The sequence below is a fragment of the Pseudomonas sp. BGA-UO-ETr-WB11 genome (assembly GCF_059567785.1).
Genome location: NZ_JCAQOS010000002.1, coordinates 13,890 through 28,919, shown reverse-complemented (window position 1 = coordinate 28,919; position 15,030 = coordinate 13,890). Strand labels below are relative to the sequence as shown.

The 15,030-nt window shown below is 61.9% G+C and carries 8 protein-coding genes; 4 read left to right on the top strand and 4 right to left on the bottom strand.

Annotated elements, in window-relative coordinates:
* Positions 1-51: 51 nt before the first annotated feature.
* Complete coding sequence (locus AC56DI_RS00585) at positions 52-2,853, top strand: sensor domain-containing diguanylate cyclase (protein WP_496344465.1); 2,802 nt, start codon at positions 52-54, stop codon at positions 2,851-2,853.
* A gap of 44 nt (positions 2,854-2,897) precedes the next feature.
* On the opposite strand, the gene dacB is transcribed toward AC56DI_RS00585, so the two are convergent.
* Positions 2,898-4,367: a D-alanyl-D-alanine carboxypeptidase/D-alanyl-D-alanine endopeptidase gene (dacB, locus tag AC56DI_RS00580; RefSeq protein ID WP_496344464.1), complete on the bottom strand. Its 1,470-nt coding sequence runs from the start codon at positions 4,365-4,367 to the stop codon at positions 2,898-2,900.
* Positions 4,368-4,537: 170 nt separating this feature from the next.
* Here dacB and AC56DI_RS00575 point away from each other — a divergent pair, with 170 nt between their 5' ends.
* Entirely contained in the window at positions 4,538-4,879 is a 342-nt protein-coding gene (locus AC56DI_RS00575) for a YggL 50S ribosome-binding family protein (RefSeq protein ID WP_324520194.1), read from the top strand.
* A gap of 108 nt (positions 4,880-4,987) precedes the next feature.
* On the opposite strand, the gene AC56DI_RS00570 is transcribed toward AC56DI_RS00575, so the two are convergent.
* The 3 genes from AC56DI_RS00570 to AC56DI_RS00560 all read right to left on the bottom strand — a co-directional run bounded on the left by AC56DI_RS00570 (position 4,988) and on the right by AC56DI_RS00560 (position 10,661).
* Positions 4,988-7,930: an HD domain-containing phosphohydrolase gene (locus AC56DI_RS00570; protein WP_496344463.1), complete on the bottom strand. Its 2,943-nt coding sequence runs from the start codon at positions 7,928-7,930 to the stop codon at positions 4,988-4,990.
* Positions 7,931-8,074: 144 nt separating this feature from the next.
* Positions 8,075-9,406 (bottom strand): deoxyguanosinetriphosphate triphosphohydrolase, encoded by a 1,332-nt coding sequence (locus tag AC56DI_RS00565; protein WP_496344462.1) that lies wholly within the window; start codon positions 9,404-9,406, stop codon positions 8,075-8,077.
* A 118-nt stretch (positions 9,407-9,524) separates the two neighbouring features.
* Positions 9,525-10,661 (bottom strand): alkane 1-monooxygenase, encoded by a 1,137-nt coding sequence (locus AC56DI_RS00560; RefSeq protein WP_496344461.1) that lies wholly within the window; start codon positions 10,659-10,661, stop codon positions 9,525-9,527.
* A 169-nt stretch (positions 10,662-10,830) separates the two neighbouring features.
* Here AC56DI_RS00560 and AC56DI_RS00555 point away from each other — a divergent pair, with 169 nt between their 5' ends.
* Both AC56DI_RS00555 and smc read left to right on the top strand, forming a co-directional pair.
* Complete coding sequence (locus tag AC56DI_RS00555) at positions 10,831-11,490, top strand: GntR family transcriptional regulator (protein ID WP_496344460.1); 660 nt, start codon at positions 10,831-10,833, stop codon at positions 11,488-11,490.
* A 6-nt stretch (positions 11,491-11,496) separates the two neighbouring features.
* Positions 11,497-14,994 (top strand): chromosome segregation protein SMC, encoded by a 3,498-nt coding sequence (gene smc / locus AC56DI_RS00550; protein ID WP_496344459.1) that lies wholly within the window; start codon positions 11,497-11,499, stop codon positions 14,992-14,994.
* Positions 14,995-15,030 lie beyond the last annotated feature (36 nt).

Sequence of the window (15,030 nt, the reverse complement as noted above, 5' to 3'; positions counted from 1 at the left end):
AAGTTGTAACCTCCGGGGGCGTCCGCAGGCGCCCTAACTAGAGCTCCTCGTATGTTTTCAGTGGCAACCATTCGGCAGCACTACTCACGCTATGTCAGTGACAAGGCCGCTGTTTGGTTAAGTACGTTGTTCACTGCCATCTGCGCCATCGCCCTGACGCTGGTGGTTGCCAGCGCGGCGCAGACGGTTTTTGAGCGCCAACTGCAACAGCGTTTCAGTTGGGCTGCCAGTGCTCACGGTACCTTGCTGCAAGTGCAAATTGATGAGCGCAGCAAGGACCTCGACGGTGTTCGGCGCTTTTTCAGTCTGAGCGAAGTGGTTACCCGAAGCGAGTTCGCGACCTACGCCAAGCCGTTACTCCAGGATGCCTTGGCGGTTGCCTGGATGCCCAAGGTTGAGGATTCCCAGCGGCAGGCATTCGAGGCGCGGACCAGCGTCGAGACGGCCACCCGCTTTCGTATCAGTCAGCTGGACGAACACGCCAAGTTGATTGCGGCAAGTTCCCGCCCCCGTTATTTCCCGCTGCTGTACATCGAGTCAAGCCGTCTGGTGAATTCGCCATTCGGGCTGGATATGGCGTCCCATCCAGATCGACAGCAGGTGTTGTTGCGTGCCTTTGAAACGGGCACGCCAGTGGCCTCCGCCGTGATGCAGTTGATTGGTCCTGACAGTGCCTACCGCAGCGGCCTGTTGCTGGTGGCCGCGGTGTGCCCGTTGCAGCCCGCGCAGCCGGCCTGTGCTGACCTGCGCGGCTATGTGATGGTTTCGCTGAGCTTGCGCGAGCTGATGGAGCCTGCCGGCAAAAGTGATCCTCTGGCAAACCTGGCCGTTGAACTGCATGAGATGGTTGGCGACCAGCCAGCGCTGCTGTACCGCTCTGAGGCGCGGGCAGCCAAGCACTCAGACTTGCTGTATGTCCGTGAGTTGACCCTCGGCGAGCGTCACTACCAGCTCACTATTCGACCTACGCCCGCGTTTGTGCAGGCCAATCGTTCTTCCGCGCTGCTGGTGATTCTGGCGGCGGGTGTGCTTATCAGTGGGATGTTGGCGCTGTTGCTCTACAGCATTGTCAGTCAGCGCCAGCGAGCGCAGACCCTGGTGCGTCAGCGCACTCATGAGTTGCGCGAGCGCGAGCGCGAGTTGCAGTTCAGCGAGCAGCGCTGGAGCTTTGCCCTGGAAAGCACCGGTGATGCGGTCTGGGACTGGGATGTCGAGACGGACAAGGTGTACTACTCGCCGGCCTGGAAGCACATGCTCGGCTATGCCGATGAAGACATCGGTAATGAGCTTGAAGAGTGGCGGTCGCGCGTTCATCCGGATGATCTTGGCGGTTGTATGCAGGTACTGCAGCAGCATTTTCTCGGACTCTTGCCGATGTTTCGTTGCGAGTTCCGCATGCTCGGCAAAGCCGGTGGCTGGCAGTGGATTTTGGCGCGCGGCAAGGTCATGGAGTGGCGAGCCGACGGCACCCCTAAGCGCGTGTTGGGCACCCATACAGACATTGCCGAGCGCAAGGCCAATGAGCTTGAGTTGGCGCGGGTTAATGGTCAGTTGCGCGGCCTGCTGGATGCCGCTACCCAGGTTTCGATCATTGCCACCAATCTCAACGGCCTGATCCTGACTTTTAATGCCGGCGCCGAACGGATGTTGGGCTATACGGCTGATCAGGTGGTTGGCAAGTACACCCCGGAAATTCTCCATCTACCTCAAGAGCTGGAAGAGCGCGCCGCCGAGTTGAGTAAAACCCTGGGGCATCCCGTGCGCGGCTTTGACACCTTTGTTCAGGAGAGCACCAGCAAGGGGCGCCACAGTGAGGGGGAGTGGACCTATGTGCGCCGCGATGGCAGCCATATCAGCGTCAACCTGATCGTTACGGGCGTGTATGACGATGCTGAGCAGGCCATCGGCTACCTCGGTATTGCCATCGATATCAGCGAAAGCAAGAAAACCCGGGAAGCCTTGCAAGCCCGCGACCGCTTGCTGGATAAATTGACTCGGCATATCCCCGGCGCCTTGTTCCAGTTTTTGCAGAGCCCGGACGGTCACTCGTGCTTTCCCTACCTCAGCGTCGGTGTCGGCGATGTCTACGAGCTGGACGCCGAGACCTTGCGCGGCGATGCCGAGGCGTTCTTCAAACGCCTGCACCCTGACGATCTTGAGCGGGTAAAAGCATCCATTCAGCGTTCGGCGACCTTGCTCAAAGTGTGGCGCGACGATTATCGCGTGCTCTTGCCGCGCCAGGGCATGCGCTGGGTGCGCAGTGAGTCGACACCTGAGCGGCTCGGCAATGGCGGGGTGCTTTGGCATGGCTACAGCTCGGATATCACCGGTTTAAAACTGGTGGAAGAGGAGCTGCGAGCGCTGTCGATTACCGATGCGCTGACCGGCGCCTTTAATCGGCGTTATTTCCAGGAGCGGCTGGAGGGCGAAATTGCCCGAGTGCAACGACGTAACGGTGCGCTAGCTTTGGTGATGCTCGATATCGACCATTTCAAACAGGTCAACGACCGTTTTGGTCATGCGGCCGGTGATCAGGTGCTGACATTGTTTTGCCAGCGCCTCAGTCAGCGCTTGCGGCGCATTGATGTGCTCTGTCGGTTGGGTGGCGAAGAATTCATTGTGCTCTGCCCAGACACCGATCAGGTGCAGGCCATGGCCGTGGCCACGGCCCTCTGGCAGGCCCTGCGCAGCGAGCCGGTAGACGGTGTTGGTACGGTGACCGCCAGTTTCGGGGTGGCAGGCTGGGAGCCGGGCGAGAGCGGCGACAGCTTGCTGCGGCGGGTTGATGATGCCGTGTACGCGGCCAAGAAAGCCGGCCGTGACCGCGTGCAGGCTGCCGTTCCGCGGGGCTGACGCGTGTTGTTGCGGGCCAGCCCAGGTTAACTCTGTCGCGGCGATTAGCGTTTTTGCTGGTACAGGCTCAACAGCACCTGATCGAGAATCGACGAGGCACCCCACGGCCGTGGGTGGTTGAGGATGGCCACCACCACCCAGGTATTGCCCTTGGCATCGCGGCTATAGCCGGAGATCGCTCGCACGGTGTTGAGGGTACCGGTCTTGATGTGGCCTTCGCCAGCCAGTGCCGTGCGGCGCAGGCGTTTACGCATGGTGCCGTCCATGCCCACCAGGGGCAGCGAGGACATGAACTCTGCCGCATACGGCCCCTGCCAGGCGGCTTGCAGCAGCGCAGCCATCTGCCGGGCGCTGGTGCGTTCCTGGCGCGACAGCCCCGAGCCGTTCTCGATCACCAGCGGTCCGGCATTAATGCCTTTGCGCGTCAGCCACTGGCGAATCACCCGATAAGCCGCCTGAGCATCGTCGCGGTCTGCGGCGGTGCGAAATTGCGCCCCAATACTGAGGAACAACTGCTGGGCCATGGTGTTGTTGCTGTACTTGTTGATGTCGCGAATGACTTCCACCAGATCCGGCGAGAACGCGCGGGCCAGCAGGCGCGCCTGCTTCGGCACGTTGTCGATGCGGTCGCCACCCTGGATGCTGCCCCCCAGCTCTTGCCAGATGGCGCGCACCGAGCCGGCAGCGTAAGCGGCGTGATCCAGCACAGCCAGGTAGGTTTGGCCACTGCAGCCGTCGTTGAGTTTGCCGCTGACCACCAGGTTGATGCTGCCGTCGGCCTGTTTCATCGGGCTGTAGCGCACATCCGGCCAGCCTGGGCATTTGGCGGCCGGCAGGGCTTTGACCCGGTTGTCGATATGAATAGTGGCAATCGGTGGTTCAGCTGCGATGCTGACCTTGCCGCCTTCGTTGCGGGCAATCATGCGCACCGACTTGAGGTTGACCAGCAGGGCATCCGGGCCGACCAGAAACGGCTTGCTGTCATCCTTGCCGTCGTCATTGAAGGCCGCCAGCTGCGGCTGCACGAAGTGGCTGCGGTCTAGTACCAGGTCGCCGGTAATTTGTTTGACGCCGTTGGCGCGCAGGTCGCGCATCAGCAGCCAGAGTTTTTCCATGTTCAGCTTGGGGTCGCCGCCGCCCTTGAGGTACAGGTTGCCCTGCAGCACGCCGTTACGCAGCGGGCCGTCGGTGTAGAACTCGGTTTTCCACTGGTGGGTCGGGCCCAACAGTTCGAGGGCTGCATAGGTGGTCACCAGCTTCATGGTGGAGGCCGGGTTAACCGATACATCGGCGTTGAAGATGGTGGGGATGTCCGTGCCGCTCATCGGCAGCATCACCAGGGACAAAGCGCTGCTCTCGATCTTGCTGTTTTTAAGGGCTTGCTGGACTTTGGCTGGCAGCACGGTGTTGGTCGGCCCGGCGCTGGCCGGCAGGGTGACAGGCAGCAGCAGGGTGGCCAGGGCCAGGCGGCGAAGTGTTTTCACTAGAGGACTCGAAACAAGAAGAGATGACATGTTGGAAATGTTCCCACTGCAGTTCGGGAAGTGCGGGGCATTATGCCCGAACTGCGTCGCCAAGGCGCCCTTGGTCGGTCGTGCGGCGCAGACAGTCGGGCAGGGGCGTGGCTAAGCTGCTAAAGTGCCGCGGCTAGTTTTTAGAATCGAAGAATTGTGAGGATTGTTGCATGGCTACTAACCGTTCCCGTCGTCTGCGTAAAAAACTCTGCGTTGCCGAATTCCAGGAGTTGGGCTGCGAACTGACCCTGAACTTCAAGGCGGATCTGGATGACGCCGCTGTTGATGCCTTCCTCGAAGCTTTTGTGGCTGATGCCGTGAACGCCAATGGCCTGGGCTATGTCGGTGGTGATGACTACGGTTTCATCTGCCTGGACAAGCGTGGTTCGATCAGCGAAGAGCAGCGCGCCAGCGTTGAAGCCTGGTTGAAGAGCCGCAGCGAACTGGCCGAGTTCACCCTCAGCCCGCTGATGGATGTCTGGTACCCGGAAAACCCGATCAATCCGGCCTGACTCCAAGCTGCCGGGCGGGCTTTGGCCTGCTCGGCAGTTGCGTCACATTTCCTGTCACTCCCCCGCGTCATCTTCCCCGTTACAGCCGTTGCCTGAGCGCCAAGGCGTTTAAGCACCGTTGAGTTTGGCCAGCAGGCCTTGCTCGTCCACTTCATCAATTTGCTCTGGCTTTAGAAAACGCTGACCGTAGTCGCGGTAGATCCCGCTGCGCACAAACAAGGCAAACAGCTGACTGTCGACGTGGGCGCCGTTGCACATGCCGATCATGATGCCGAGTGCCTCGGAGAGGGTTTTGCCTTTCTTGTAGGGGCGGTCGACCGCGGTCAGTGCTTCAAAAATATCGGCAATCGCCATCATCCTCGCCGGCAGGCTCATCTCTTCGCGCGTCAGGCGTTTCGGGTAGCCGCTGCCGTCCATTTTTTCATGGTGACCGCCGGCGATCTCGGCAACGTTCTGCAGGTGCGGCGGGAAGGGCAGGCGGTCGAGCATGCGGATGGTTTGCACGATGTGGTTGTTGATGATGTAACGATCCTCCGCGGTCAGGGTGCCGCGGCCGATGCTTAGGTTGTGCAGTTCGCCGCGGTTGAACTTGTGGGTTGGTACGTCGAGTTTGAAACCCCACGGATTGTCGGCCGCCATGTGTTCGCTCGCGGGGCGCTCAATCAGGTGCTCCGGCCGATCCGTCAGCAGCGGCTCGGCACAGGGTAGTGGCTGCGCCGGCGTGCGGCTTTGCCGTTGGCTTTCTTCCCAGGACACGCCGATACGGTCGTCGAGGGTGCGGCTCCAGGTGCGCGCGGCAATCTGTTGCAGGCGTTCCTGGTCGGCGCTGGCCATGGCTTCACCGCCCAGGTTGCAGCGGGCGACAAAGGCGAACTCTTCATCCAGTGCCTGCAGCAACTGCTCCCGTTGTTGCGTCTGCTGGTGCGCATCGGCCCCGGCATGGAGGGCCTGCCAGTAGTTGATCCAGACGTCACGCTTGAGCACTTCAAAGCGCATGCGGATTTCATGGATGCGGTCGTAAAGGGTTTCCAATTTGGTGGCCTTGTCGACCACGTACTCGGGGGTGGTGATCTTGCCGCAGTCGTGCAGCCAGGCGGCGATCTGCAGTTCCTCCCATTGCTCTTCGCTGGGTTGATAGGCCGCAAAGGCCGGCTCTTCACTGTCGGCAGCGGCGCGGGCGAGCATCAGGGTCAGCTCCGGCACGCGCTGGCAGTGGCCGCCGGTGTACGGGCTCTTGGCGTCGATGGCGCCGGCCAGCAGCTGGATAAAGGCCTCCAGCAGTTTCTTTTGCTGTTCCAGCAAGCGCTGGCTGTCGATGCACAGGGCCGCCACTCCAGAGACCGCCTCAACAAAGGCCACGCGCGCGGGTTGCAGCATGTCCGGGTCGTCCTCGCCGGCCTCTTCGTCGTGATGCAGTAACACCAATACCCCGAGGGTCGCGCCCTGGCGGTTGTGCAGGCCGCAGCTGACCAAATGCAGGCGTGGGCTGTCGAGGTGCAGGAAGATGCGTTGCAGCGGGCCGGCCTGGTCATAGCCCAGGGAAGTCAGCACGGTTGCATCACCACTGGCGGGGCCGGCCAGCCAGTCCGGCAGGTGGCTGGCGTTGCGGGCAAAGGCCTCGATGCGTTGCTCCTGCAAGCTCTGCTGCACGCCATTGAGGATCAGGGCTTGCGGGATCAGTTGGCCGTCATCCGGGTCGCGCAGGTATAGCAAACCTCCCGTGGCCTTGCCGATGCTCACGGTTTCATCGAGCACACGTTGCAGCAAGCTATCGAAGCGTTTCTCCGCCGACAAACTGGCGGCGATTTCGAGGAAGCTGGCGATGGTCGTTTTCATCCTGTTCATGGCCATGGCCAGGCGGTCGACCTCCAGCAAGGGCGAGCGGCCACTGGCCGGGTACTTGAAGTCAAAACGCTGTATGGCTTCGGCATCCAGCATCAGGGCGCGCAGAGGTTTGACCACGCTGCGCGAGGCCAGCCAGCCGGCAGGAATACACAGCAACAAGGTGGTCAGGGTGATCAGCGCACCCTGCCAGCGGATTCGGTAGGCGTCGGCCAGCAGTTCGTCCTCCGGCACCAAAATGGTCAACTCCAAGCCTTCGGGCCCCCCTTCATTGAGGTGGGTGCGCGAGACGATCCAATCGCGCTGGTTAAAGCGCAAGCGCCCCTGTGCTGTGTTGGCGCCAGGTGCCAATAGGGCGGCCAGTGGGGCGCTGAGGTCGACAGCTTTGACCAGTTGGCTACCCACGACCAGCGGCGGGCAGTCAGGGTAGGCAATGGCGTTGCCCGAGGGGTCCAGCAGCACGACTTCGCTGTTGGCGGTGATCTTGTGTTTGGCCAGGGTGGCGCAAAGATTGGCCAGGGTCAGGTCGGCCGCCAGCACTACGTCATTGCCGATCTGGCGAGCCAGGGTGGTGCCGACTTCGTCGGTGGAGAAGAATGCGTAAGGCGCCGTGGTGATTTGTGCTTGCAGGCTACGGGCGTTGGTATACCAGGGGCGTTGGCGTGGATCGAACGGCTCGTCGGGACGCTGGATGCGCCGCAGCAGGTTGAGTTGCGCATCGAAGAACTGGTAGCTGGAGCTGGTGCCGCTGGCACTGCGATCAATCGACCAGAGCTGGAAGGCGGCCTCGTTCGGGGCGTCGAATCGCTGGCGTTGGGCAGCGCTGCGCAGCGGCCGCACCATCATAAAGTCGCCATCCGGGTAGCCCAGGTACAGCGAGGCCAGCTTGGGGTTGTCGTTCAGGGCCTGGGCAAACGCAGGCAGCACTTGCTGCCGGGCCTCAGCGTCGATAAGGCGTGTTTTCGGGTCCAGGGCCAGCAGATTGAGGGCGTGGCGGATCGGGATGTAGGTGTGGTCCAGGTCGAGCTGCACTTCCTGGCGGATACGGGAAAACAGTTGTTCGCTGCTGGAGAGGATGATGTGGCTGGTCTGGCGGTAATTGAACACGCCCATGGCGATGCCAGTGCCCAGTAACAGCAGCGTGAACAACGCGCTGATATGGACGTGCAGGGGAAAACGGCGGATGGCATTGGGGTGGCGTTTGCTCATCGCGCAAGGCTTCCAGTTTAGGCTTGGATGCCTTGAGCATAGATGCTTCTGGGTCTACCTGCCGGTCATGCTGTGGCTCAGTTAGACGGGCTTGACGTCCGTTGGCCTGGGCCACAGCAGGGCAGTGTTAAGTCCGGCGGCCGCCTAGACCGGACTGGAGCGGCCTGTCATCTCGCGGGCCATTTCGGTGGCGTAGCTGTCGGTCATGCCGGCGATGAAATCGATCATGCGCAGGAATGAGGTGTACAGCGGCCAGTGCGGATCGGGTGCGTTGTTGCCGAGCAGGTCGAGGATGCGCCGGTTCTTGAACGAGGGCGTGCGTCCGCCATGTTGCTCCAGAGCCGCACCACAGAAGGCATTGAGTAGAATTTCCAGGGTGGTGTAGGCGCCGATCTCGTGCAGGGTCTTGCGCTTGTCCTGGAATATCTTTGCCCGCGCCAATGCCTTGGCCTGCAACACACAGCGCTTGGCGGGGCCGTGCATGTGCTCCACCAAGTCGCCCTCCAGGGCGCCGGCCAGCAAGGCCTGCTGCTGGCCGACAAATGCGGCAGCGGCGGCATTGGTCAGGTGCTCGATGGCCTTGCCACGCAGAATCGCCAGTTTGCGCCGGCGCGAGTCGTTGGGCCCCAGTTGCCGGTAGGTTTCTGGCAGGTCATCACCCACCAGGTCGAGTAGCAGAGCTTCGACCTCGCTGTATTCCAGCAGGTCCATTTCCAGGCCATCTTCGAGGTCAATAAGGCCATAGCAGATGTCATCGGCGGCCTCCATCAGGTACACCAACGGATGACGGCCCCAGCGCTGGTCTTCGAGCTGTGGCAGACCGAGTTTGCGGGCGATCTGTTCGAGCAGCGGCAGCTCGCTCTGGTAGCAGCCGAACTTGTGCTTTTTGTAGCCCAAGGCTTCGGCGTGGTGGGCGGTCCAGGGGTATTTCAGGTAGGTGCCGAGGGTCGCGTAGGTCAGCCGGGTACCGCCGTCGAACTGGTGGTATTCCAGCTGGGTGAGTACGCGAAAACCCTGAGCGTTGCCCTCGAAACTGAGAAAGTCACCGCGTTCGGCGTCGCTCATGGCGTCCAGCCAGCCGCGCCCAGCCGCTTGCTGGAACCAGTGGCGGATAGCGTCTTCGCCGGAGTGGCCGAACGGCGGGTTACCGATGTCATGGGCCAGGCAGGCCGATTGTACGATCATCCCCAGGTCGGCCGGATCGCACCAGGCGGGCAGGTCGTCACGCAGCACTTCACCCACGCGCATCCCTAAGGAGCGGCCCACACAGCTGACTTCCAACGAGTGGGTCAGGCGCGTGTGGATGTGGTCGTTGCTGGACACCGGATGCACCTGGGTCTTGCGCCCCAGACGGCGGAAAGCGCCAGAGAAGATGATGCGATCATGGTCTTTGTGGAAGGGACTGCGGCCTAGTTCCTCGGCGCTGTGCACCGGTTTGCCGAGTCGTTCGCGGTTAAGCAGGGTTTGCCAATCCAAAGCTGATCCTCGCCAATGCGTGGCTGGTGGACCCTTAGCTTGGGTGTTGCCAGTGCGCGCTGCAAGCACTTGCCAGCGGCAAATATCCAGCCCCTCGCGTGGAGGGGCTGGGTGGGGCTCAAGGTGCCAGTTGGCTCTGGCTCAGTTGATGCTCTTCGCCGGCATAGTAAGCGCGTACCCGCGGGTCCATCACGGCGCGCCAGAGCGGTGGGAACAACGCCAGGACGATCATGCCGGCATAGCCATTGGGCAGTTGCGGGCTGCTCTCATGGTGGCGCAGCACCTGATAGCGGCGTTTGGCGTAGGCGTGGTGGTCGGAATGGCGCTGCAGGTGGAAGAGAAACAGGTTGGTCAGTAGGAAATTGCTGTTCCACGAGTGACTCGGGGTGGTGCGCTCGTAGCGGCCGTTGTCCAGTTTGCGCCGGTGCAGGCCGTAATGCTCCAGGTAGTTGACGATCTCCAGCAGGGTTACGGCCACGAAGCTCTGGGCGAGGAAGTAGATCGCGCCAAGCCAGCCAAAGGCCAGGCTGAACCCTGCGAGAAATAACCCGCTCAGGGCGTACCACCAGATCAGTTCGTTGTGCAGTGAGAAGGCCGGCAGGCCCTTGCGCTTGAGGCGTTCGGCTTCAAGCTTCCAGGCATTGAGGAAGTTGTGCTTGTAAGCGTGCGGCAGAAAACTATAAAGGCTCTGACCAAAGCGCGACGACGAAGCACATTCGGGGGTTGAAACGTGCACGTGGTGACCGCGTACATGCTCGACCTTGAAGCCGCCGTAGCACACGGCCGCCAGCAGGATGCCGCCAGCGGCCTGCTCGATGGCTGGGTCTTTGTGGACCAGTTCGTGGGCCACGGTAATGCCGATGGCGCCCATTGCCACGCCCACCGACAGGGTCCAACCCACTTGGCCAACCCAGCTCCAGAGCGTGTTGTTGGCCAGAACCCAGCCGCCCCAGCCGAGCAGGCCGAGTAGCACCGGCAGGCAGGCCAGGGTCAGTACGCGATAGTAGAGTTGCCCTTCAAGTTGCGGCACTTGCTGGCTTTCTTCCGGGTTGGCCGGGTCGCGGCCGAGCAGGGCATCCAGCACGGGAATGATGCCAAAGGTCACGATGGGCAGCAGAAACGCCCAGGCATCGGCATAGGCGCTGCCTTGGGCCAGGTGATAGCTGAGGGGCACCAGGGCGACTGGCAATAGCCAGAACCAGTAGCCGATTTGTTTGAGCGATAGCATCCAGTCGGATGAGCGATTGGCGAACATGGCGGACTCCATGGCTTTTATTGTTGGATTGTCCGACAATATTCGCGATGCTAGGGCGGGCTGCCTACCCATCTTTTGCACGGTGAAGCCCGCCCCTGCCTGTCGGTTGGGCCAATCCCCTGTGTTACACTCGCGGCCTGCGCGTTTTAACGATTTCTCAAGGAAAAACATGACGTTCAAGGCCCCGGACAGCCTCGCCGAACAGATTGCCCAGCACCTGGCCAAGCGCATCATTCGCCGGGAGCTCAAGGAGGGCGAGCGCATTCAGGAAATCAAGGTCACCCAGGCGCTGAATGTCAGTCGTGGCTCGGTGCGCGAGGCCTTGTTGATTCTTGAGCGCCGCCATCTGATCGTCATCTTGCCGCGCCGGGGCGCCCAGGTGTCCGAGCTGACTGCCCAGCACGTGAGCAACCTCTACGAACTGGTCATCTACCTGTACATCATGTTGGCCCATGCGGTGGCCCGCAATTGGCGGCGCGAAAGTGAGCTGCAGGGCTTTATCGACATCCAGCGCCAGATGCTTGCCTGCATGCAGCGCGAAGATATCGACGGTTTCGTCGAGAGCAGTTTCGATGTGATGCGCGCGGCTTTTCCATTTGCCAACAACCTGTACCTGCAGGAAACCCTGGAAAACCTGCTGCCGGCCATCAGTCGCACCTATCATCTGGCCTTGGAGCGGCGCAAAGGCGAGATGAATCAGTTCATCAGCACTTTCGCCAACCTGTTGCAGGCCATCATCGCCCGCGACGAAGCGGCAGCCAGCGCCGTGCTGAATGCCTATGGCGAGCACAATCGCGCACTGGTGCTTGCCGCCCTGGCCGAGCGCTAGCCCAGCATGCGTCTGAAGTGCATCAAGCTGGCCGGGTTCAAGTCGTTCGTCGATCCGACCACGGTCAACTTCCCCAGCAATATGGCCGCGGTGGTCGGCCCTAACGGCTGCGGCAAGTCCAACATCATCGACGCTGTGCGCTGGGTGATGGGCGAAAGCTCGGCGAAGAACCTGCGCGGCGAGTCGATGACCGATGTCATCTTCAACGGTTCCACCAGCCGCAAGCCGGTCAGTCAGGCGTCCATTGAACTGGTGTTCGATAACAGCGACGGTACGTTGCTGGGCGAATACGCCAGCTACGCGGAAATCTCCATCCGCCGCCGGGTCACCCGCGACAGTCAGAACACCTATTTCCTCAACGGTGTGAAGTGCCGCCGGCGCGACATTACCGACATCTTCCTCGGCACCGGCCTGGGCCCGCGCAGCTACTCGATCATTGAGCAGGGGATGATCTCCAAGCTGATCGAGGCCAAGCCGGAAGACCTGCGCAACTTTATCGAGGAAGCTGCTGGCATCTCCAAGTACAAGGAGCGCCGTCGCGAGACCGAGAATCGCATTCGCCGTACCCATGAAAACCTGGCGCGTCTGACCGACCTGCGCGAAGAGCTGGAGCGTCAGCTGGAGCGTCTGCACCGTCAGGCCCAGTCCGCCGAGAAGTACCAGGAATACAAGGCCGAAGAGCGGCAGTTGAAAGCCCAACTGGCGGCGTTGAAATGGCAGAGCCTGAATGAACAGGTTGGTCAGCGTGAAGCGGTCATCGGCAACCAGGAAGTGTCCTTCGAGGCGCTGGTGGCCGAGCAGCGCAATGCCGATGCCAGCATCGAGCGTCTGCGTGACGGCCATCACGAGCTGTCGGAGCGTTTCAACCTGGTGCAAGGACGGTTTTATTCAGTGGGTGGTGACATTGCCCGCGTCGAACAAAGCATCCAGCATGGCCAGCAGCGCCTGCGCCAGTTACAGGATGACCTGCGCGATGCCGAGCGCGCGCGCCAGGAAACCGAATCACACCTGGGCCACGACAGCACCTTGCTGGCGACCCTGGGGGAAGAACTGGCCCAGCTTGAGCCTGAGCAAGAACTGACCACTGCTGCCGCCGAGGAAGCCGCCGCTGCGCTGGAAGAGGCGGAGAGCGGCATGCACGGCTGGCAGGAGCAATGGGACGGTTTTACCCAGCACTCCGCCGAGCCACGTCGGCAAGCCGAGGTGCAGCAGTCGCGGATTCAGCAACTGGAGCAGAGCCTGGAACGCCTGGCCGAGCGTCAGCGCCGGCTGGCCGAGGAACGTCAGCAACTGGCGGCTGACCCACAGGATGCGGCGATCCTGGCCCTGGCCGAGCAACTGGCCCTCAGCGAGCTGAGCCTGGAGGAATTGCAGGCTGCCGAACAGCTACAGGTAGACGGCCTGGAGCAATTGCGCGGGCAACTGCTGCAAGCCGGTCAGGCCCAGCAGCAGGCCCAGGGCGAACTGCAACGCTTGCAGGGGCGCCTGGCTGCGCTTGAGGCGTTGCAGCAGGCAGCCCTCAATCCGGGCAAGGGCACGGCCGAGTGGCTGGCGGCACAGCAATTGAATGAGCGTCCGCCGTTGGCCGCCGGTTTGCGCGTTGAGGCGGGTTGGGAGTTGGCGGTGGAAACCGTGCTGGGTGCCGACTTGCAGGCCGTCTTACTGGACGACGAACAACAGCTCAATAGTTTGGATCTGCAGGGCTTCAGCCAGGGAGACCTGCGCCTGGCGCTGCCGACCCGTGGTGGCGTGCGCGTACCTGGCAGCCTGCTGGACAAGGTCGAAGCGAGCGTCGATCTGGCTCCGTGGCTGGCCCAGGTCAAACCGGTGCCATCGCTTGAAGCTGCGCTGCAGCAACGCCATCAGTTGGCGCCTGGCGCAAGCCTGATCAGCCCTGATGGCTACTGGGTCGGTCGGCACTTTTTGCGGGTACGCCGCGCCGAGGCTGCCGAGAGCGGCGTGTTGGCTCGTGCCCAGGAGCTGGAGCGTCTGCACGCTGAGCGCGAAGAATTGAGCGCGCGCCTGGCCGACCTGGATGAACAGTTGCAACAACTGCGCGAGGCTCAGCGCGTGCAAGAGCAAGCCCGCGAGCAGCAGCGCCGTTTACTGCAGGACGAGGCCCGCCAGCAGGGCGAGTTGAAGGCCCAGCTGTCCGCCGGCCAGGCCAAGGCCGAGCAGCTGACCCTGCGCCGTCAGCGCCTGGATCATGAGCTGCACGAATTGACTGATCAGCGCGAGCTGGAGCAGGAGCAACTGGGCGAGTCACGCCTGCACCTGCAGGACGCGCTGGACGCCATGGCCGTCGACACCGAACAACGCGAACGCCTGCTGGCAGCGCGCGATGGCTTGCGCGAACGCCTTGACCGCATGCGTCAGGAGGCCCGCCAGCACAAGGATCACGCCCATCAACTGGCCGTGCGTCTGGGCTCGCTGAAGGCCCAGCACGACTCTACGCGTCAGGCTCTGGAGCGTTTGCAGCTGCAGGCCGAGCGTCTGCACGAGAAGCGCGAGCAGCTCAATCTCAACCTTGAAGAGGGCGAGGCGCCGCTGGAAGAGCTGCGCATGAAGCTGGAAGAGTTGCTCGATAAGCGCATGGCCGTGGAAGACGAGCTGAAGTTGGCGCGCCTGGGCCTGGAAGATGCTGACCGGCAATTGCGCGACGCGGAAAAGCGCCGCACCCAGGCCGAACAGCAGGGGCAGTTGCTGCGTGGTCAGCTGGAGCAGCAACGCCTCGAATGGCAGGCCCTGAGTGTGCGGCGCAAGGCTTTGCTCGATCAGCTGCTGGAAGACGGCTACGAGCTGCACGGCGTGCTGGCAACCTTGCCCAGTGAGGCGAGCGAAAGCGCCTGGAGTGATGAACTTGAGCGGCTGGCCGCACGGATTCAGCGGCTAGGGCCGATCAACCTGGCTGCCATCGACGAGTACCAGCAGCAGTCCGAGCGCAAGCGCTACCTGGATGCGCAGAATGCCGATCTGGTGGAGGCGCTGGATACTCTGGAAAACGTGATCCGCAAGATCGACAAGGAAACCCGTAACCGCTTCAAGGAAACCTTCGATCAGATCAACGGCGGCCTGCAGGCCCTGTTCCCAAAAGTCTTTGGCGGCGGCAATGCTTACCTGGAGCTGACCGGCGAAGACCTGCTCGACACCGGTGTGAGCATCATGGCGCGGCCGCCCGGCAAGAAAAACAGTACCATTCACCTATTGTCCGGCGGGGAGAAAGCCCTGACGGCGCTGGCGCTGGTATTTGCCATCTTCCAGCTCAATCCGGCACCCTTTTGCATGCTTGATGAGGTGGATGCGCCGCTCGACGACGCCAACGTCGGCCGCTATGCGCGGTTGGTCAAAGAGATGTCGGCGACCGTGCAGTTCATCTATATCACCCACAACAAGATCGCCATGGAAATGGCCGATCAGCTGATGGGTGTGACCATGCACGAGCCCGGTTGCTCGCGTCTGGTGGCCGTGGATGTGGAGCAGGCACTGGCAATGGTTGAAGCCTGAAGCGACAGACGGTGTAAAGTTATCTTTTGTCGTGCT

Excerpts from the sequence above, each read along its gene's own strand:
- AC56DI_RS00585 (WP_496344465.1), top strand. The coding sequence starts at position 52 with ATGTTTTCAGTGGCAACCATTCGGCAGCACTACTCACGCTATGTCAGT.
- dacB (WP_496344464.1), bottom strand. The coding sequence starts at position 4,367 with ATGTCATCTCTTCTTGTTTCGAGTCCTCTAGTGAAAACACTTCGCCGC.
- AC56DI_RS00575 (WP_324520194.1), top strand. The coding sequence starts at position 4,538 with ATGGCTACTAACCGTTCCCGTCGTCTGCGTAAAAAACTCTGCGTTGCC.
- AC56DI_RS00570 (WP_496344463.1), bottom strand. The coding sequence starts at position 7,930 with ATGAGCAAACGCCACCCCAATGCCATCCGCCGTTTTCCCCTGCACGTC.
- AC56DI_RS00560 (WP_496344461.1), bottom strand. The coding sequence starts at position 10,661 with ATGTTCGCCAATCGCTCATCCGACTGGATGCTATCGCTCAAACAAATC.
- AC56DI_RS00555 (WP_496344460.1), top strand. The coding sequence starts at position 10,831 with ATGACGTTCAAGGCCCCGGACAGCCTCGCCGAACAGATTGCCCAGCAC.
- smc (WP_496344459.1), top strand. The coding sequence starts at position 11,497 with ATGCGTCTGAAGTGCATCAAGCTGGCCGGGTTCAAGTCGTTCGTCGAT.